The sequence below is a fragment of the Leptolyngbya sp. CALU 1928 genome (genome assembly GCF_056784215.1).
In genome coordinates this window covers 1,317,316-1,336,211 of sequence record NZ_JBXBCE010000001.1, presented here as the reverse complement: position 1 = coordinate 1,336,211, position 18,896 = coordinate 1,317,316, and the positions used below count along the sequence as shown (strand labels likewise).

Here is an 18,896-nt window from a genome sequence, read left to right as displayed (position 1 = left end):
ACGATCATTTATGGACAAAAAGAATTCATTACTTTGACAGTAGTAATTCTGGATCAACATGGAAAAATTTGCCTAATGCTTTAGCTTGTGATGGATTAATGTCTGAGCGACCCTCTACAAGATTCGCCACAACCTCTATTGAACCCAACACTTCCACCAAGTCAGAATGCTCCAAGTTCCATGCGTCCATTAGATGCGTCAGTCTTGACCTAGGAGTGGACAGATTAATTGCATAGTGGCTTTCCTCAAACTCCTCAATCAATTTCACTAAAAGTTCCAACAATGCATCCTCCTCTGGCGTTAACTGAGAGTGCGCCATCAACTCTTCTACTACCGCCAAAAAGGTATCATTCTCTGCCTCTGTTCTAATAATTCGAGGCTGATACTGATACAACAACTCGCCATACCGTTCTGAATTAATAGTAGGGATCATTTTTCCAGGTGTCCTTGTCGTACTCGGCGTGAGTTAAAACGTACTTGATATAGATAATTTGCTTTTCATAGTTAATACTGGTGATCAAGCGATAGGTATTCCCTTTGATGTTAAAAACTGTAAAATTTCCGACCGCCTCAGCTTTGCCGTAGACCGTTTGAGCCTCAGCTAAATTTCTCCACTCAGCTTTTCTAGTTGTCCTGAACCAGTCATCAAGCGCCTCACAAGAGTTAGCGTGTATGCGGCAGAACTCCCGTAACTGTTTACGGCTAATAATGTGCATCACTCACCAGTATCATTTCTTGAGTCTACCAGAGAGCCTAATCTCTCTCGGCTTGACCGCTTGCTCAACGCAGACCATCACGTCAAAGAAAGGCTATTCGTTGAAGTTGTCAGCCTGTGAATAGGGTAGTTTTCCGGTCTTAAGCAGTTTCTTTTACAATAGAGCCAACCTTCACATTAGGAGGCTGATCAATGATGATCGAAACTTCAACTAGCCAAACAAGTCTTTACAAAACTGATTTTGTGCAATGGATCGAAGCAACTGTTCAGCATCAACGACGACCTGAAAGACTCGCCCAGCCTGTTTCCTTACCTACAAGAAGTCTTTGCTGAGTGCTACACCAATGCTTGTGAGCAAGCTGCTGACGAAACAGGTTTACCCTTAAATACCTTTCCCGAAGCGGTAGTGTCATTATGTAAAGGATGGAGAAAAAGAAACCATCTGCTCCCGTCGCAATTGCTCTCGAATCTTTTGATTGTAGTGATGAATGAAATTCCAAATCGCTCCAATGTGATTCTCTAACTTCTTCGAGAACGATAAAGTTTGGCGCACTAAGCGTGAAATGCGTTGTCGTAACGTGTTATTCAACCGCTCAATATAGCTGGTTAACCCAGAATCCTTGTCTACTGCAAAATGTCGTTTGCTCGGTAGCACACAGGCATAGGCTTCCCAGTGGTCGGTGTAGATCCGGGCATATTGTCGATAGCGGCGCGGCAGGCTATCCCATAGGGCTTGCGCTGACTCGGCAGAACGATCACCGACATGACACCCAATGATTTCGCGGGTCGCTACATCCATTGCTAACCAAACCCATTGTTTATTGCCTTTGTCATCCACCAAAGACCACAACTCATCCATCTGAACCGTCAACCTTGCGGTTGTTTTGGGCAGCACCTCAGCTTGTTGGCGCACCTGCTCATAGGTCTGATTGACGTACTGTTGCAACCAACTTTCCGACAGCTTCAGGACTCTAGCAATCCCCGCTAAAGGAATCCGCTCTAGCAATAACCGATCAATTAGAGCCTTGGTATCTTGATCCTTGGGCTTCCACTGGGGATCTTCGACAAACTGACGACCACAGTCTCGGCATTTATGGTTTTGCTTGCCCCGGCGAGTTGTCCCGTTTTTCATGATGTCATCCGATCCACAATTCGGACAGATTAAGTATGGTTTCATGGTTGATCTCGGTTTACTTAAGCCGTTGGCTCTATTTTCCCTCACCCTTTACGAAAAAGCACTACCCCCGAAGCTTGCCCTTACGACCTTGAGCGATCGCTCAATCCTAATTTTCGTCCTGCGTAATCCTTTTTTGTGAAGTTGAGTGCCGGTGTTGGGTCAAGATAATGCATTCACTAGGCTTTGCAAGTTTTCACTTAATAGAGCCGTGAATTGATGGGTTACGGGCAAGCTATCTAATGCCATGCCAGCACAGAGCAGCATCAAGTAAAAGATGGAGTACTTAAACACCGATCGCGCGACTTGCAAATCAGATGGAGTCTCCATCAGTTGCCATGCCTTTTTCACAAAGATACCGCCCAGCAACAGGGCGATCGCGGCATACACAGCACCCATCACATGCAGCGGATAAACCAGCAGCAAGGTCACGGGAATCAGTGCCAGCGTATAGTAAAAAATTTGGCGAGCAGTGGGTTCATTTCCTTCGACGACGGGTAGCATGGGCACACCTACCTTGGCATAATCATCGCGAATTAGCACCGCCAACGCCCAAAAGTGGGGTGGAGTCCAGAAAAAGATAATGGCAAACAGCACCCAGGCTGCCCAGCTTAGATCCCCGGTGACGGCTGCCCATCCAACCAGCGGCGGAATCGCTCCAGCCGCCCCCCCGATCACAATATTCCAGGTGCTATGACGCTTTAGCCAGTGGGTGTAGACCAGCACATAAAAGACAATCCCCGACATGGCGAGACAAGCGGCTAGCAAATTAGCAAAAACCGTGAGCAGCGTAAAGGAAGTTACGGCAAGGACGATCGCAAAGATCAGCGCATGAAGCGGCTGCACTCGACCTGAGGGGAGAGGGCGATGCCGAGTGCGTTCCATGATGTAATCAATGTCGCGATCGTAGAGGCAATTGACGGTATTCGCCGCCCCAGAAGCAAACGCACCACTAACGAGCGTAATTAAGAGCAGCACCGGATCAACCTGTCCCTCTGCGGCAATCCACATACCGCCTGCGGTAGTAATCAGCAGCAGTAGGATAATCCGAGGCTTCGTAAGTTGATAGTAACTTTGAATAATTTGAATGAGATTGTCGTGGTGCCGAGTCGTTGTAGAGAGAGTTTCTTGCATTTTCGAGTGTTCCTCACAAAATGATTCACCGATGCCATGGGTTCGATTCAGTGCATCGGTGATGCAGGGGATTGATTTAAGTCAGTGAATTCAGTCAATTATTCAGAGAGTTAACAAGTAGCACATGAGATAAACACAACTGCTGCCGTTGACTGTACTAGGACTTAAGCAAGCTGTCCATCGACTGGGCTAGCGATCGCCGGACTCATGGACACAGAGTCAATCGGCGAATCAGCGGTAGGCAGGATCACCGTAGCAGGGGTGGCAACATCTCGAAACGCCAACACGGCAAAGGTCACCAGCACGCCTAGCAACCCTGCCCCGATCGCCTGATGGGCAATAGTCAAGGGTTCTACCTGTAACCGTAACTTGAAGGTCGCAACTCCTAAAGCAATTTGCAGCACCAGCAAACTTCCGGCAACATTGGCTAACCGTCTCAGGCTAGGGTGCAGGGCAGGAGTGCGCCATGCCCAAACAGTCAAGGTCAGCGTAGTTAGGGTCGCAGGAACCACTCCAGCCAAGTGAGTATGCATCACACCACACAACGTCGAATCGCTCAAGCATTGGTGCAGCGCCCATTGGGAGCCAACGAGTGCCCCCAAAATGCTTTGAATATACACGCAAGTTGCGGCGATCTCAGCCACTAAATGCAGCTTGCCCGCAGTTCCAGTTCCTTGATAGGGCTGAAGCGCAACTCCCATCGACAGCAGCGTAATGAAAAACAGCAGGGCAGTGCCCAAGTGCGCCGTCACAATATCAAATCGCAGCAGTTCAGTGACGGTAAACGCCCCTAGAATGCCTTGAAAGACAACTAAAAACAGGGCTAACAATGACATCCAGGGTGCCCATTTAGGCATATCTCGGCGATACCACCAACAAAAGCCGACCAATGCGATCGCAAACAGCCCCATCGAAGAAGCCGTCAGCCGATGAAACCACTCCAAAAAGACCTGTAGATTCATCTGCTTTTGAGGCACCAGCACACCATAGCAAAGCGGCCAATCAGGACACGCTAGCCCTGCATTCATCACACGGGTCGCACTTCCCAACGCCATCAGAAACAGCGTTTCCCCTGCCATTCCCAGCACAAATCGACTAATCCATTCGCGAGGGCGAGAAGGTTTATCATCCATTCGCTGGTAGAAGGTAATGTCAACCATGAGCGTTTAACCTCATTCCAAAAATCACGCGCTTCTTAAAATAATCCTGAGTCATCGCTCATCCTTCACCCAAAGGTTATTTTCGATGAGGCATCGCTTCTTCGCAATAGTTATCACTGTAGTAAGTTTGCCTAACTTAATGTGTAAGATTTAGCAATTTCTTCCGATTAGTTTTGATTCTGCAAATCCTTGATTTAAAGAAACGAGTGTTCATTAACACATTTTTAATCGCTATGGAATAATGCATCGGATCACATTACTTCCAAACCTGTTAAGAGCATAGGTCTAAAACCAGACACTTAATTTTCTGAGAATCTATCTAAAGAGTGACGATGACGACTCACCCTTTGAGAAGGTTTGACGCTAGAGTATCAGTGCTATCTGTGTTGGAGAAAAGGTGAATGCTAGAGCTATACCAATTTGAGATGTCCCATTATGTCGAAAAGATTCGCCTAATTTTGGACTACAAAGGATTGGAGTATCGCAAAATTAACGTCACCCCTGGCATGGGTCAGTTGGATCTGATGCAAATGTCGGGACAACGACAAGTGCCCGTATTGAAAGACGGCAGTGAAGTTATCGCAGACTCCACAGCGATCGCAGAATATTTAGACAAACAGTATCCTGATAAACCGATTATTCCTCACGATCCTAAGCTGCGTGGCTTATGCCTAATGATGGAACAATGGGCAGATGAATCGATTGGTTTGAACGCTCGCAAATGCCTAATTGGTTCCTTAGGGCAAGATCAAAGCTTTCGTACAGCCGTCCTTCCATCCAATACGCCTGATTTCCTCAAAAACTTGGTAGGCTCAGTTCCTAGCGATTTGTTTAGCTTTTTCGGGTTGGGCGTGGGTTTGGGTCCCGATGCGATTAAATCGGCTCACGATGCCATGAAGCGTGATCTTGCCGCACTATGCTTCATTTTGCTAGAGCAACCCTATTTAGTCACCGACCATCCCACCCTGGCAGATTTTGCGGTCGCAGGGTTAACCATGTACGTCAAGTTTCCTGAGGGTCACTATCTCAATATTCCTGAGTCGCTTAAGGGTAAAGGCGTGACTGGCATTGCTGACATTGGCACCTTTAAGCCATTTTTTGACTGGCGAGATAAGCTCTATGCTGACTATCGCAAACCCTTAACTGAAATGCCCTCAAGTGGAGCACGTCCGACCTCGATTTCTATTGATTAGAGGCAAGACGCAAAAGCAAAAGCTAACCGCTCACAAAAGGCAATGCAACGATGAAGCAGACTTGATCTGAAGCGCTCTTGGGGGTGATGGTGCCGCCAAGATACTCGACCAGCTTTTTGGTTAAGGAAAGTCCTAAGCCCGTGCCGCCTTGTTTCCAAGGATCATTGTTAGGAATCCGATAGAAAGGGTCAAAAACGTGGTTGAGTTCACTAGCTGGAATGGTTGTGCCAGAGTTTTGCACTACTAATTCAAACTGAGACGATTCGACTTTAACGGCTAGGCTAATGCTTCCGTTCGCGGGCGTATATTTGCAAGCGTTGTTCAATAGTTCTACTAAGATTCGGGTCAGGATAAATGAATCTGAAACAAGCGGTGGCAAATTACCAGCTAGGTTGATTGTGAGAGTTTGTTGATTCGTCTGAGCGCGATGCTGAAAGGTTTCAACAATATGCGATGTCCAGTCTTCTAGACGAATGGTTCCAAGGCTGAGGGGGTGTACGCCTGCATTGAGGTGCTGGGTTGCCAAAAGATCGTTGATCAAAACAATTTCGCGATCGCATTCGTCTTCTAGCACCTTGAGATACTGCTTCACTTTATTAGCCCGCTCTTCGGAAAAGGATGGCAGTGCATCTTCTGGAGCTTCACCAAGGATTAGTTTGAGCAGATTAGTCACCATTTTGATACTGGAGAGGGGTGTTCTCAATTCATGGGAGACGGTGCTTAAAAAATCATCCTTAAGCTGATTCAAGCGCTCTAGTTCTTTGACTTGGGTTTGAGCCGCTTGATAAAGACGAGCTTGACGAATGGCGATCGCGCAATGACTGGCAACCTGCTGCACTAAGTGCTCTTCTTGCTCATCGAAAATGTGGCTTCGCCGTGCATAGAGCCGCAGGCTGCCTAAATAGCCTTGATCATCAAAAATCGGACAAGCAAAGATGGCGCTTTGTCCTGGGTTTAGAAACGGTTCGGTTGGGCAAAACTGACAAAATTGTCCCTGTTGCACCTGTTCAGACAGTGCCGGAAACCCATGAAACACTTCGGTTGGTGGCATCTCTGATAAAGAAATTGCCATGTATTCGCGATCTCGGTTGGCTTGAAAGGGCTGCTCTAAATTGCATAACACCGCCTGACAAAACTGAATTTCTGCAACGGATGCTAGTTCTTGTACCGCAGTTTGCAAAATCTGATTTTCATCCAAACTGTCTCGAACGTGATCAGTAATGCGCTTGAGCTTTGCCTCAAACTCTAGAGCTTGTTGCAGCCGGAGAGAGTGTTCTTGTGCTTGATAGTCCATATTTGCCTGCAATTGGCGCACTTGTTTTCGTAGACGCGCCCGTTCTACCGTCATACCCAACAGAGTTGCTAGTTGGTGTAAAAATTGCACCTCGCGTTCCTGCCATTGGCGAGGGATAGAGCATTGATGGACTGCCAGCACGCCCCAAATCTCCTGACCTCGAAAAATAGGAACTGCCAGCCGAGCTTGAATTTGAAAAAACTCTAGTAGCTTGAGAGTGCTGCTGTCGATCGCGATCGTTTGGTAGCTGCCAACAGTGCAAACTTTGCCTTGACCCGCCGCTCTAACATCGTTAATCAGCGATGCTTGTCCTTGAAGATTGGCTTGAATTGCCGCTTGGTCAGAGGTGAGTTGATCGCAGATTACGTATCCCAACTGAGACGGATAGGGCGGCACCACACTTTCTGTGACGGCAGAACTGCTCCAATCTTTATGCAACTGATAAACGCAGACGCGATCGCTTTCTAAAAAAGTTTGAATACTTTGAACGGTTAATTGAAAGGTTTTTTTAATATCAGTGGATTGATGAATGAGGCGTGTAATTTCATGGAGAACGCGATCGCGTTCCTGAACCCAGTCTAATTGTTCACTTAATTGTTCTTGCTTTGAATTCACGGCTTGAAACTGTCGCATTATATAAGAAAGCTCTGCTGCTTGTTGCGCTACAGTTTGTTGAGTGATTGGGTCAGGTTCAGCTAAGGGCGATCGATTTAGTGGAGAAAAGTTGACAGTTGTATGAGCTTCCATTGCATTTTTACTATCCATTTATTTAATAATTTATTTAATAACTCTTAATCAAATCTGCTTCTTTCTGGGTATTAATTAAGATGCCTAAATGCCTATTAACACGCTGTTCTAAACCTCCTAGCGTTTAGAAAACTTAATAAGAATGAAATAGATCAGACTAATTTTATTAAGACCGACTTCTTAGACCAAGGTGATCTGTGAGATTGCCACAGAAAAGTTGTGATTAAGACTTTAAGTCTTTAAGTTTGCGTGAATTTCTGAGGGATGCCATTCGGAAAACACGGTTTTTTTCCTTAAGACAATCTTAAAAAGAAAATTTTCCTAAAGAAAATAGTTTTTCCTATAGGACATTGCTTGAAGCTAGAACTGCTTTCTTTGGCGAGTTAAGCTTCTTTTTTCGACTATTTTTTGTCTGTTTAAGATGATGAAGAAGTATTGCCGCACACTTCGCACTGCTTGTAGCTTTTCGCTTTTTTGTTGCCTCAATTCTAAATTCTGCGTGTAACATGGCATTCCATAAAGGCTGATGATGTGGGGCAATGGTTATGACAACGCAACAAACAAGAAATACGATTGGCTTAATCTTTGCAGGCGCGATCGCGGGATCATTGCTCGTGGCTCCCATCAGTCTTGCTCAGCAGGCATTGCCGCCGCCGCCATCGGTGCCCAATCTATCACCTTTGCCTTCTTTGCAGCCTATCAACTCCATGCCGGGAATGCAGCCTATGCCGGGAATGCAGCCTATACCGGGAATGCTAAATGCGCCACAGGAAGCCACTTTTCAGGCTCCTGCCCAATTTCCAGGCAGCGCTCTTCCAGGAAACACTGCCAGCTATCAAGTGTTGGTGAATGGAGATAGTCCTTATCTACTGCAACAAATTCAGCGCGTCGATGCTGCGTCATTCGTGCGGGAGTATCAAGGCAAACGGGTGGTTCAGGCAGGTGTATTTAGTACGGCAGCAGAAGCCCAACAGCGAGTGACCGTTTTGAATCAGCAGGGAATTGGTGCCCAAGTAGTCACGGCAACGGTGGGTTACCAAAGCCAGATCATGCCCCCAACGTATCCTGATGTTCCCAATTCAGCTATGGGCAATCCAGCAATGGGCATTAATCCAAATGCTCTGAATGCCGATTTGCCTAGGGTTCCTTTTTATCAAGTGGTCGTTCCCACGCCGCCCGAAAACTATGGGATTATCACGAACAAAATGATGACGATGGGAGTCCGTCCAGAAGCCATTCAAACTCGGCGATCGCCGAATGGTCCTCATGTGGCGGTGGGTCCCTTCACCCAGCAAGCAGAAGCGGCAAGCGTCAGTAGCTATCTCCGCAGCGGCGGCATGGATGCACGCGTGTTTTATTCGAGATAATGCAGGTTCTTTCTGATCGGCAGCAACAGATTCAGCAGATCGTGGTGACGGCTGCGGAAATGCGCCAAGTGGAAGCGCGTATTTTTGCAGCGGGAATGCCCGTAGCAGCCCTGATGGAAAAAGTGGCGATCGCGATCGTCCGGCGGATTATAGATTTGTATCCCGATCAAAAATCGCGAGTTGGGGTGTTAGTTGGATCGGGGCACAACGGCGGAGATGGGCTAGTCGTTGCACGGGAGTTACACTTTCGCGGCTACTTAGTTTCGGTTTACTGCCCCGCAACCCGGTTCAAGGAACTTACTGGATACCATGCCAACTACTGCCAAAGCTTAGGAATTTCCTTTGTGGATCAGGTTGCCGCATTGCGAGACTGCGATTTTCTGGTTGATGCGCTCTTTGGCATTGGGTTAGACCGATCGCTATCCACGAATCTAGTCGCCGTCATTAATCAGGTGAATACTTGGAGCAAACCCGTGGTCAGCATTGACCTGCCGTCGGGATTGCATACCGATACAGGGCAAGCGTTAGGAAGCGCCATTCAAGCGACCCATACGCTCTGTTTAGGCTTGTGGAAACAGGGGTTGCTGCAAGATCAGGCGCTCAAGTTTGTGGGCAGCGCAGAACTAATCGATTTTGATGTGCCCTTGGCGGATGTCTGGGCAGTAGTGGGTGAATCGCCCAAGGTGTACCGGATTACGAGGGAAAGCGCGATCGCCCATCTCCCTTTACATCGTCCTGCCACAGCACACAAATACACGATGGGGCACCTATTGTTGATCGGTGGCTCTCGGCAGTATGCTGGAGCGGCGATTTTGGCAGGATTAGGGGCACGTGCCAGCGGAGTCGGAATGTTATCGATTGCGGTGCCAGAATCGCTGAAGCCAATTTTGACTGCCCAGCTACCGGAAGCGCTGATTATAGGCTGTCCTGAAACAGAATCAGGCGCGATCGCTCACCTGCCCATAGACAATCTAGAAACCTATAGCGCGATCGCCTGTGGTCCCGGTTTAACCAGCGATGCAGGTAGCGTAGTGCAGTGCGTATTGGACAGCGATCGCCCCTTACTGCTGGATGCGGATGGACTCAATTATCTCGCCAGTGGCAATCCGGTGGCTACATTGCAACCGCGATCGGCGGCAACCATTCTCACGCCGCACTGGGGAGAATTCAAACGCCTGTTTCCTGATCTTGCTGAAAACCCAACCTGTCGGATTACAGTCACTCAACAAGCCGCCACCCAAACCGGGGCGATCGTCTTGCTCAAAGGTGCCCGTACCATTATTTCTGACTCTCTCACCACCTGGATCAACCCCGACAGCACCCCCGCCCTCGCTCGTGGCGGCAGTGGCGATGTCTTCACAGGCTTACTCGGCGGACTTTTAGCTCAGCACTCCGCCTCTGACACCCGACCCCTGACACCCGACCCCTCTTCCTCACCTCATATCTCCCTCGTCCAAGCCGCAACCTGGTGGCACGCTCAAGCCGGAATTTTGGCAGCGCAAAAACGAACAGAATTGGGCGTGGATGCTTACACGTTGACCCAATATCTATCGCAGGTTTGGTAGAGGCTTTAACTTCCGGCAGACTATTCTCACCCAAAATCATTTTCTATGGATGCGTTTCGCCAGACTCAACACACCCTACAACCCAAATCAAACCTCTACTTCTGGGGGCATTTCCGACGATAATGGTATTACCAGCACTTTATCCACTCGCGTTCCGTCCATATCCATCACTTCAAACCGGAAGCCGATCGCCTCAAAGAAGTTTCCCGATGTGGGGACTCGTCCTAAAACCGCCATAATAAAGCCACCCAGCGTATGGTAATGCTCCTCTTCTTCCTTCGGCAGAGTTTCCTGTTCCAATAATTCTTTTAACAGCTCGATCGCCAACAAACCATCTAACAACCAGGAGCCATCTTCCCGCCGAATGATTTGGGGTTCTTCATCGTCTTCTACGGAAGGCAATTCACCGACGATCGCCTCCACTAAGTCATTCAGCGTCACTAATCCTTCGATGCCGCCATATTCATCGGTGATCAGGGCAATGTGAGTGCCTGATTCTTGAAAGGTTTCCAGCACTTTGAGGGCGCGGCTGTTTTCGGGAATGTAAAGCGGCGATCTCAGCAGGTTATTCAGATCAATCGGTGCCTGCGCCAATTGCAGAGATAAAATATCCCTCGCTCTGACAACGCCCAAACAGTTATCCAGACTTCCCTGCGCCACTGGAAACCGAGAATAGGTATTGTCTAAGATTTCTTGTTGATTCTCTTCCCAGGGTGCTGCAATATCGAGCCATGAAATTGCCGTGCGCGGAGTCATCAAGGTTTTAATCGCGCGATCGCCCAAGCGAAACACCCGCGACACAATCTCCTGTTCCGCTTCCTCAAACATTCCCGCCTCAGTGCCTTGTTCAATCAGCACCTTGATTTCTTCTTCCGTCACAGCAGGTTCATTCGATGCCTGAATATTGAGCAGTTTTAGCAGCCCCTCCGTTGACACACTCAGTAAGTGCACCACTGGAGCCATCAAGATAGAGAGCGATCGCATAGGACCCGCAACGCTACAAGCAATTTTTTCGGGGTTGTTGAGCGCGATTCGTTTAGGCACCAGTTCGCCAATAACCAACGACAAATAGGTAATCGCGCTCACCACCACCAGAATGCTGAGCGGTTTACTGTAGGGCAACAGCAGAGGAATAGTCTTAAAGATATCTTCCAACCGCTGCGCCAGAGTTGCTCCAGCCACAGTCCCGCTGAGGATGCCAATTAAAGTGATGCCGATTTGAACGGTGGACAGAAAATTATTAGGAGAGCCTGCCAGCTTCAGCGCCATACGCGCCCTTTTGTCGCCTTGTTTGACCATCTGCTCCAACCGGATTTTGCGGGCAGAAAGAATTGCCAGTTCCGACCCTGAAAAAACACCGTTGGCGATTATCAACGCAAAAATGAGAGCAATCTCAGTGACAACAGAAGACATACTGGAAAGATTTTTACTCCTAAAGATTACATTCTACGCTCTTCAGTATCGGACTTCTGTTTACCTATCACCGCTTATTTTTTAAAGGTCTGAGACAGCGCGATTTTTTGCTGGGTAATCAAGTCGATTTTCCGGGTTCCAGGTTAATAAACGGCAGTGCGCCATTGCCACCCATTACCTGCGGAAATTTGCCATCCCACTTGTCGATCGCCTGCTTTTGCAGCAGTTCTGGGGTCAGTGTTTCTCGCAGCAATCGCTGAGCTTCTGCCTGTCCTTTTGCCCGATTCACATTCGCTTCTGCTTCCTGCTCCGCTTCTTGAGCAATGTAAACTGCCCGTTGAGCACGCTGTTCCGCAATTTGCTTTTCCTCTACTGCTTTAGAAAACTCAGTCGAAAAAGTCAGATCAACCACGCTGGTATCCAGCACAATAATGCCGTATTTTTGCAGCCGTTCCCCCAAGGCAATATCAAAATCCTGCTTCAATTCGTCTCGCTTGGTAATTGCCTCTTCCACTGTGCGTCGGGCAGCAGCGACTTTAAAGGATTCTTGCGTTTGAGGAGCAATGATTTTGGAGACGATATTTTGCAGCGACCCTTGGGTGCGGCGAATGTTAACAACCTGCACCGGATCAAGGCGGAAGTTGATGGCAAAACTGGCGGTCAACTGCTGCAAATCTTTGGTAGAGCTTTGAGCCGGAACTTCAAACTTTTGCACCGTTAAGTCATACATATCCACCCGTGAAACTAGCGGCGGTTTTAGATGAATGCCTTCTAGCAAAACTCCGTCTCTTGCCTTTCCTAAAATGCTCAGCACTCCCGCTTCGCCTGGGTTAATGACTACATAAGCATTTAGCCCAATCAGCAAGGCGATCGCCGCCAGAAAGAGCAGCACGGTGGTCTGCCAGTTTGTTTGACTTTTCATATCAGCTTCTTTGTTACCATAATGCCCGAATTGGGCACGCTCCTAGTGTAGTCCGCATGACCCCATCGTAGTCCTGATAGCGGGCTGGAATATAGCCACTTCGTTGGGCAGGACGATTGTAGGAAGATGCGATGAAAGGAATCCGTATCCCAATATAGGATCGCCCATCAACCCCCAGAATTGTATTAGTTCCATTCGATAGCTCAACCTTATCTCCTCTGGTTAGGCTACCTAACCTGTTTCCAGGTTCCGCCACGTCATTAAACGGGATGGAGCGATCTGCAACGATTCGGCGGCAGTTTTGGTTTCGTCGAGCCAGTTTGCCCTCGATCGGAGATCGCCCCAATTGCCCCGTCCTGATATCATCCACACGAATCGGCGATGATGGGGGACTAATCGCGATCGCTGCAAAATTGCTGCTCAAAGCCGCGATCGCGCCCAACCATGCTGCCCCAATCCACCGTCTTTCTATTCTCAGTTGTTCCATAGATAATCCAAGCTCGATAGAATCTCTACGAAGATAAACGATTCATTCTACAACGACTAAATTTTGCAGAAATTGTTTAGCAACCAGGGGCGATCGCCCTGCTTGAGTATGATAAGAAGCATTTGGGCGGCTTTTGTATCTATGTATGATGGAAGCCTACTAGGCGATAGGAAAAGCTTTGGTATCCGATTCAGTCTCTCAAAAACCGCTGCCAAAATTGCGATCGCTGATGATTGCTTGGAGTCTTGTCATTTTGACTGCCACTGCCGATGTGGCGATCGGAGTTTGGAGCCATAGCCTAGCGTTGATTGCCAATCTGATCAGCGTGCGATTGCTGCATGGACACAGCCACCCAGATTTGAACGTGTAGGGCGTATTTTTACATCTGCTAGGAGATTTGTTCAGCGCGATCCGGGTGCTGTAGCTGCGATCGCCTTCAACAAAGCATCCACTTTAACGGCTTGCTCTGGAGTAGGTTGAAGCTTACAAACAATGGTCAGAGCTCGTTTCATCTCACAATTCCACTACAAGTGAATAGAATAAAGGCGGCTAAAGCCGCTCGTTCATTTTTCCTCCCTGCTCTAAGGAGACAGAGCTTCCAAACGTATCAGGAGTTCTTGGTGAATCGACCAGTCTGAAGAAGCGCGTTAGATAGGCTGAATCAATGATATGGAAATGTTTGATTTTACTAAAAGCTCTGATAAAGCTGTCTTATGTTAGGTATAAGAAAATCCTTTCTTAATACTATTTACAATGCTTAACAAAGCAGTTACATTGTGTTCATAGCTAAGCAATTAGCGAAATTATTTATCCCAGTTCCTACCGCAATTATAAAACCATGACTACGACATTACAGCGCGTCGAGCGCCAGTCCGTATGGCAGAGCTTCTGCGAATGGGTCACCTCCACGAATAACCGCCTGTATGTAGGCTGGTTCGGCGTATTGATGATTCCCACCCTGCTTTCTGCCACCATCTGCTTCATCATCGCCTTCATCGCTGCACCTCCCGTAGACATCGACGGCATCCGTGAGCCTGTTGCAGGCAGCTTGATGTTTGGCAACAACATCATTTCTGGTGCAGTCGTCCCTTCCTCCAATGCAATTGGCTTGCACTTCTACCCGATTTGGGAAGCCGCATCCTTAGACGAATGGTTGTATAACGGTGGACCTTACCAACTCGTTGTCCTCCACTTCTTGATCGGCATCTTCTGCTACATGGGACGGGAATGGGAACTCTCCTACCGTTTAGGAATGCGTCCTTGGATCTGCGTTGCATACTCCGCCCCCGTTGCAGCAGCAACCGCAGTCTTCTTGATCTACCCCATCGGACAAGGCAGCTTCTCAGATGGCATGCCCCTTGGCATCTCCGGCACCTTCAACTTCATGTTCGTCTTCCAAGCGGAACACAACATCTTGATGCACCCGTTCCACATGTTGGGCGTAGCAGGGGTATTCGGTGGCAGCTTGTTCAGTGCAATGCACGGTTCATTGGTGACCTCCTCGTTAGTGCGTGAAACGACCGAAACCGAAAGCCAGAACTACGGCTACAAATTTGGGCAAGAAGAAGAGACCTACAACATCGTTGCAGCGCACGGCTACTTCGGACGGTTGATCTTCCAGTATGCGTCGTTCAACAACTCACGTTCCTTGCACTTCTTCTTGGGGGCATGGCCTGTAATCGGCATCTGGTTGACCTCGATGGGCATCAGCACCATGGCATTCAACCTGAACGGATTCAACTTCAACCAGTCGATCATTGACTCGCAAGGACGAGTGGTGAACACATGGGCAGATGTATTGAACCGTGCCAACTTGGGAATGGAAGTGATGCACGAGCGCAATGCGCACAACTTCCCCTTGGATTTGGCTGCGGGTGAAGCGACACCTGTTGCACTGGTGGCACCTGCCATCAACGGTTAGTCTTCTGACTCGCTCTGTTGAATGAATGAACCTAAGCCCTCCCCTCTCTGGGGAGGGCTTTTTAATGAATAAATAATTTGCTACCAGATTCACTCGTAACCTTGTAGCATTCATCTAACGGATCGGAATCCTAATGATTTTCACAAGTCTCTTTAAACCCTGCGAAAATCTCTTTGTATCAGTAGGATGTCATTAAGTGATAGATGAGATTGAGACGAGGGGAATGGCACTACCCAATAATTTAATTGCCGATCTCAGCCAACGCTTTCGCGTTTATTTGGAGAAGATTATGTTCAATAAGGGTAAAAGTAAAATTACATCCTCGCTGACCTATCTAGCTGCAAATAGCGAGTTCCAAGGAAATCTTCATGTCGATGGAGATCTTCGAGTAGATGGAATTGTTCATGGCACGGTGGATGTGAGTGGTGATATGGAGATTTCTGCAACAGGTCTTGTGGAGGGAGCCGAGGTGCGCGCTCGTAATCTGGTTGTGCATGGTGTGATTAAAGCGCGAGTGGTTGCACAAGGACGGCTCACGCTTAGTCGGGCTGCTCGTTTAGAAGGTGACGTAGTGGCGAACTCTCTCGACATTGAAGCGGGTGCATGTTATGTCGGCTATATCGAAACGGGAGACGCAAAGGTCTTACCTGGAACTCAAAATAGACCTGAGTTGATGGCAAGTCGAGAATAGCCGATTTAAGGGGCTTAAAGTAGAAGAGCAGGTTGGTTATCCGAGTGACAGGATTACTTGTTTACATCGTCACATAGCATATAGATTGAAAGCCTTGATTAAAAAGCAAGCTGATGACGCTGATTCAAGTTTGGGGCGCTCTAGTGATCTTTGTTGTTTGCCCTGTGTTGGGTGGGCTGCCGCTGATCCTTTGGATTACGAAGGTTTTTTTCGCGAAAGATTTGAGAACGCTGGGTACTGGCAATGTCAGTGTGTCTGCGGCTTTTTATCATGGTGGGCGTTTTGCAGGAATATTAGCAGTTTGTGCAGAAGCGTTGAAGGGGATTGCGGCTGTTTTGCTGGCAAGATTCTTTTTTCCGGCTGATGCAGTGTGGGAAGTCGTGGCACTGATTGCGCTGGTGATGGGTCGCTATTGGGTGGGCGGCAGTGCAGGAACAACGAATGTAGTTTGGGGTTATTGTGTTCATGATCCGGTAGTTGCAGGTCTTGTCTGTTTAATAGGTGCCGTTGGCTTTACAGTGTTGCGCGATCGCAAACAGGCTCAGTTTGGTGTCTTAGGATTGTTGATTCTAGTGACCGTTTTACTCCATCCAGAACAGCCAGATTTGATTGTTGCAACAGCGTTTTTGGCATTCCTGTTAGGCTGGATTTATACCAAAATTCCTGATGATCTGAATTTGAACTCTCAGTCCGTTCAGGCTAGTTCTCGTAGTGCATTTAAGTTTTTTCAGGGGGATTCCTTGAAGGATTCATTTCGGCATCAAGCGATCCGCTCTTTGGATGATTTGTTGGATGTTCATATTTACGGACAAAAAGCAGCAACACTTGCCCATCTCAAAAAATTGGGCTATCCCGTGCCGATGGGTTGGGTGTTGGCGGCGGGGGATGATCCTCAGTCTTTAATTGCAGCATTAAATCCATCGCCTCAGTTTCCTTTGATTGTGAGATCGTCGGCGATCGGAGAAGATTCCGAGGCGGCATCAGCGGCGGGGCAATATGAGAGTATTTCTGACATTAAACAACGTGAAGAATTGCAGCCCGCGATTAATCGTTGTTTCAAGTCCTATGACCAATCTGCTGCCACCCAATATCGCCGAGATTTAGGAGTACCGGAAAGCTCAATAGCGGTTCTGATTCAGCAGCAGATTCGCGGGGTATTCTCAGGCGTTGCTTTTAGTCGTGATCCCATTCTTCAAAGTGGGGAGATGGTTGTAGTGGAGGCATTACCTGGAAATGCAAGTCAGGTAGTTTCTGGTAGGTTAACACCAGAAACCTATCGTGTATTTGTGGAAGATGAGGTGCTGTCGCGAACTGACAAGTCATCGATTTCCGTAGAGGGCGTTTCACGAATCGCGAGATCGCCCAACCCGCCGCAACCCTGGATTATGCCAGACGATTTGATTTTAGAGGTGGACGGAGTTGGGGAAGTGCCGCCTCGAATTATTCAGCAGGTCGCTTATTGGTCAAGAAAGTTGGAAGCTCATTATCAAGGCGTTCCTCAAGATTTAGAGTGGAGCTATGATGGGCAAACCCTTTGGCTATTGCAAAGTCGTCCAATTACAACGCTATTGCCGATTTGGACGCGAAAAATAGCTGCAGAGGTGATTCCAGGATTCATTCGTCCGCTTACTTGGTCGATTAATCGTCCGTTGACCTGTGGCGTGTGGGGCAATCTGTTTACCCTAGTTTTGGGCAAGCGATCGCAGGGACTAAACTTTGATGAGACCGCAACGCTGCATTATTCCCGCGCTTATTTCAATGCGTCTCTATTGGGGCAAACTTTTCGGCAAATGGGTCTGCCACCGGAAAGTTTAGAGTTTTTAACGAAAGGTGCAAAATTTAGCAAGCCGCCACTGGTGTCAACGCTCCGAAATTCGGTTGGATTAATCCGATTGCTAGGGCGTGAATTAAGCTTGGTGAAAGATTTTACCCAGTGCGATCGTCTGCAAATGACTCCAGCCTTAACCCAATTTGCACAGCACCCTGTGGAGGACTTAACCGAGTTTGAGTTACTAAACCGAATTGATTTTATTTTAGACCTCCTCAAACAAGCGACGTATTACAGTATTTTGGCTCCACTGAGCGCAGCGCTGCGAAAAGCAGTGTTCAAAGTAGATGATGCCAGTTTAGACAATAGTGCGACTCCAGAAATTGCCGCCTTGCGATCGCTGCAAGCATTGGCTAATTCTGCTCGATCAATCTTGCCACTCCTAGCCGAAGATACGCCACTCTCATCTGTAGAGTTGTTTGATGCGCTGAATTTAACCTCTAACGGGCAAATCATTCTGGCGAAATTTGACCAGTTACTAGAACAATATGGCTACCTCAGTGAAGTAGGCACCGATATTGCAGTCCCTACTTGGAAGGAAGCACCCGCTCCTATCCGTGAATTGTTTGCTCAATTTTGTAGTACCCCACCTTCTGCACCGTTGCCACCTACTCAACTTTCAGGGCTGGCGCATACGGTTCAGAGTCGGATGACTATTAAAGGTCGAGTCACGGAAGTTTATAGTCGGTTGTTAGCTGAACTACGCTGGAGTTTTGTGGCGGTGGAGCAGCAGTGGCTAGACAGGGAACAGTTATTGCAGTCAGGAGACATTTTTTATCTAGAAATTCAAGAAATCCGGCAGTTGATTGAACAGAAAGAGTTAGCGTTTAAGACGAGTGCAAATGATGTCATTGCTCAGCGCCGATCGCAATTGGAGCGTGATCGCGCTCTACCCTATATTCCTTTTTTGGTTTACGGCAATTCGCCACCCACACCCGTATTGAGCCAAAGACCGACTGTTCAGCATTTTCAAGGAATTGGTGCGAGTGCTGGCATTGTAGAAGGGCGAGTTAAAATTGTCAGGACGTTAGTAGCACTGCCTGACATTGGGAAAGATACCATTCTCGTTGTTCCTTACACCGATTCGGGATGGGCACCTTTATTAGCCAGGGCAGGCGGCCTCATTGCTGAGGTTGGGGGGCGGCTCTCTCACGGGGCGATCGTGGCACGAGAATATCGCATTCCTGCCGTGATGGATGTGCAAAACGCCACCCAACAATTACAAGATGGACAAATGATTCGCATTGATGGACAGCAAGGCACCGTCGAGATTTTGCTATAGAAA

At 48.1% G+C, this 18,896-nt stretch carries 18 protein-coding genes; 9 read left to right on the top strand and 9 right to left on the bottom strand.

Translation table 11 applies throughout. The features are described from left to right. Positions 1 to 28: 28 nt before the first annotated feature. Together AC1S5B_RS06200 and AC1S5B_RS06195 are read right to left on the bottom strand one after the other, a co-directional pair. Positions 29 to 433 carry a helix-turn-helix domain-containing protein gene (locus AC1S5B_RS06200; protein ID WP_482034808.1) on the bottom strand — a complete coding sequence of 135 codons (405 nt, stop codon included), beginning with the start codon at positions 431 to 433 and terminating at the stop codon, positions 29 to 31. Beyond that, positions 417 to 716: a type II toxin-antitoxin system HigB family toxin gene (locus AC1S5B_RS06195; protein WP_482034807.1), complete on the bottom strand. Its 300-nt coding sequence runs from the start codon at positions 714 to 716 to the stop codon at positions 417 to 419. Before AC1S5B_RS06195 ends, AC1S5B_RS06200 begins: the two co-directional genes overlap by 17 nt. 240 nt (positions 717 to 956) lie before the next feature. Between AC1S5B_RS06195 and AC1S5B_RS06190 the strand changes: the two genes are divergently transcribed. Then, the gene (locus tag AC1S5B_RS06190; RefSeq protein WP_482034806.1) at positions 957 to 1,238 is read left to right on the top strand and encodes a DUF29 family protein; all 282 of its coding nucleotides are present in this window, start codon (positions 957 to 959) and stop codon (positions 1,236 to 1,238) included. On the opposite strand, the gene AC1S5B_RS06185 is transcribed toward AC1S5B_RS06190, so the two are convergent. Beyond that, complete coding sequence (locus AC1S5B_RS06185) at positions 1,128 to 1,892, bottom strand: IS1 family transposase (RefSeq protein WP_482034382.1); 765 nt, start codon at positions 1,890 to 1,892, stop codon at positions 1,128 to 1,130. The genes AC1S5B_RS06190 and AC1S5B_RS06185 overlap by 111 nt on opposite strands. On the opposite strand from AC1S5B_RS06185, the gene AC1S5B_RS06180 reads away from it, so the two are divergent. Then, complete coding sequence (locus AC1S5B_RS06180; protein WP_482036623.1) at positions 1,846 to 2,031, top strand: hypothetical protein; 186 nt, start codon at positions 1,846 to 1,848, stop codon at positions 2,029 to 2,031. The genes AC1S5B_RS06185 and AC1S5B_RS06180 overlap by 47 nt on opposite strands. Positions 2,032 to 2,051: 20 nt before the next feature. Here AC1S5B_RS06180 and AC1S5B_RS06175 read toward each other — a convergent pair whose 3' ends face one another. Both AC1S5B_RS06175 and AC1S5B_RS06170 read right to left on the bottom strand, forming a co-directional pair. Beyond that, a complete protein-coding gene (locus AC1S5B_RS06175) occupies positions 2,052 to 3,023 on the bottom strand; it encodes a heme o synthase (protein ID WP_482034805.1) in 972 nt (323 codons plus the stop codon). Between the two features lie 164 nt (positions 3,024 to 3,187). Next, the gene (locus tag AC1S5B_RS06170; protein ID WP_482034804.1) at positions 3,188 to 4,183 is read right to left on the bottom strand and encodes a COX15/CtaA family protein; all 996 of its coding nucleotides are present in this window, start codon (positions 4,181 to 4,183) and stop codon (positions 3,188 to 3,190) included. A gap of 401 nt (positions 4,184 to 4,584) precedes the next feature. Here AC1S5B_RS06170 and AC1S5B_RS06165 point away from each other — a divergent pair, with 401 nt between their 5' ends. Next, positions 4,585 to 5,376, top strand: a complete 792-nt coding sequence (locus AC1S5B_RS06165; protein WP_482034803.1) for a glutathione S-transferase family protein — start codon at positions 4,585 to 4,587, stop codon at positions 5,374 to 5,376. Between the two features lie 22 nt (positions 5,377 to 5,398). Here the strand turns inward: AC1S5B_RS06165 and AC1S5B_RS06160 are convergent, their stop codons facing one another. Then, a complete protein-coding gene (locus AC1S5B_RS06160; protein ID WP_482034802.1) occupies positions 5,399 to 7,435 on the bottom strand; it encodes a GAF domain-containing sensor histidine kinase in 2,037 nt (678 codons plus the stop codon). 527 nt (positions 7,436 to 7,962) lie between these two features. On the opposite strand from AC1S5B_RS06160, the gene AC1S5B_RS06155 reads away from it, so the two are divergent. Further along, positions 7,963 to 8,784 (top strand): SPOR domain-containing protein, encoded by an 822-nt coding sequence (locus AC1S5B_RS06155; protein WP_482034801.1) that lies wholly within the window; start codon positions 7,963 to 7,965, stop codon positions 8,782 to 8,784. Continuing rightward, positions 8,784 to 10,349, top strand: a complete 1,566-nt coding sequence (locus tag AC1S5B_RS06150) for an NAD(P)H-hydrate dehydratase (RefSeq protein WP_482034800.1) — start codon at positions 8,784 to 8,786, stop codon at positions 10,347 to 10,349. The genes AC1S5B_RS06155 and AC1S5B_RS06150 overlap by 1 nt, the downstream gene beginning before the upstream one ends. A gap of 87 nt (positions 10,350 to 10,436) precedes the next feature. Here the strand turns inward: AC1S5B_RS06150 and AC1S5B_RS06145 are convergent, their stop codons facing one another. The 3 genes from AC1S5B_RS06145 to AC1S5B_RS06135 form a co-directional block, all read right to left on the bottom strand. Then, positions 10,437 to 11,762, bottom strand: a complete 1,326-nt coding sequence (locus AC1S5B_RS06145; RefSeq protein WP_482034799.1) for a hemolysin family protein — start codon at positions 11,760 to 11,762, stop codon at positions 10,437 to 10,439. A gap of 118 nt (positions 11,763 to 11,880) precedes the next feature. Further along, complete coding sequence (locus AC1S5B_RS06140; protein ID WP_482034798.1) at positions 11,881 to 12,684, bottom strand: prohibitin family protein; 804 nt, start codon at positions 12,682 to 12,684, stop codon at positions 11,881 to 11,883. A 13-nt stretch (positions 12,685 to 12,697) separates the two neighbouring features. Continuing rightward, positions 12,698 to 13,171, bottom strand: coding sequence for a hypothetical protein (locus AC1S5B_RS06135; protein ID WP_482034797.1), 474 nt, complete (start codon positions 13,169 to 13,171; stop codon positions 12,698 to 12,700). Positions 13,172 to 13,349: 178 nt separating this feature from the next. On the opposite strand from AC1S5B_RS06135, the gene AC1S5B_RS06130 reads away from it, so the two are divergent. The 4 genes from AC1S5B_RS06130 to AC1S5B_RS06115 all read left to right on the top strand — a co-directional run bounded on the left by AC1S5B_RS06130 (position 13,350) and on the right by AC1S5B_RS06115 (position 18,893). Then, a complete protein-coding gene (locus tag AC1S5B_RS06130) occupies positions 13,350 to 13,541 on the top strand; it encodes a hypothetical protein (protein WP_482034796.1) in 192 nt (63 codons plus the stop codon). Positions 13,542 to 14,009: 468 nt separating this feature from the next. Next, positions 14,010 to 15,092 (top strand): photosystem II q(b) protein, encoded by a 1,083-nt coding sequence (gene psbA, locus AC1S5B_RS06125; protein WP_482034795.1) that lies wholly within the window; start codon positions 14,010 to 14,012, stop codon positions 15,090 to 15,092. A gap of 223 nt (positions 15,093 to 15,315) precedes the next feature. Beyond that, positions 15,316 to 15,783 carry a bactofilin family protein gene (locus AC1S5B_RS06120; RefSeq protein ID WP_482034794.1) on the top strand — a complete coding sequence of 156 codons (468 nt, stop codon included), beginning with the start codon at positions 15,316 to 15,318 and terminating at the stop codon, positions 15,781 to 15,783. A gap of 113 nt (positions 15,784 to 15,896) precedes the next feature. Beyond that, the gene (locus AC1S5B_RS06115; RefSeq protein ID WP_482034793.1) at positions 15,897 to 18,893 is read left to right on the top strand and encodes a glycerol-3-phosphate acyltransferase; all 2,997 of its coding nucleotides are present in this window, start codon (positions 15,897 to 15,899) and stop codon (positions 18,891 to 18,893) included. The last annotated feature ends 3 nt before the right edge of the window (positions 18,894 to 18,896 follow it).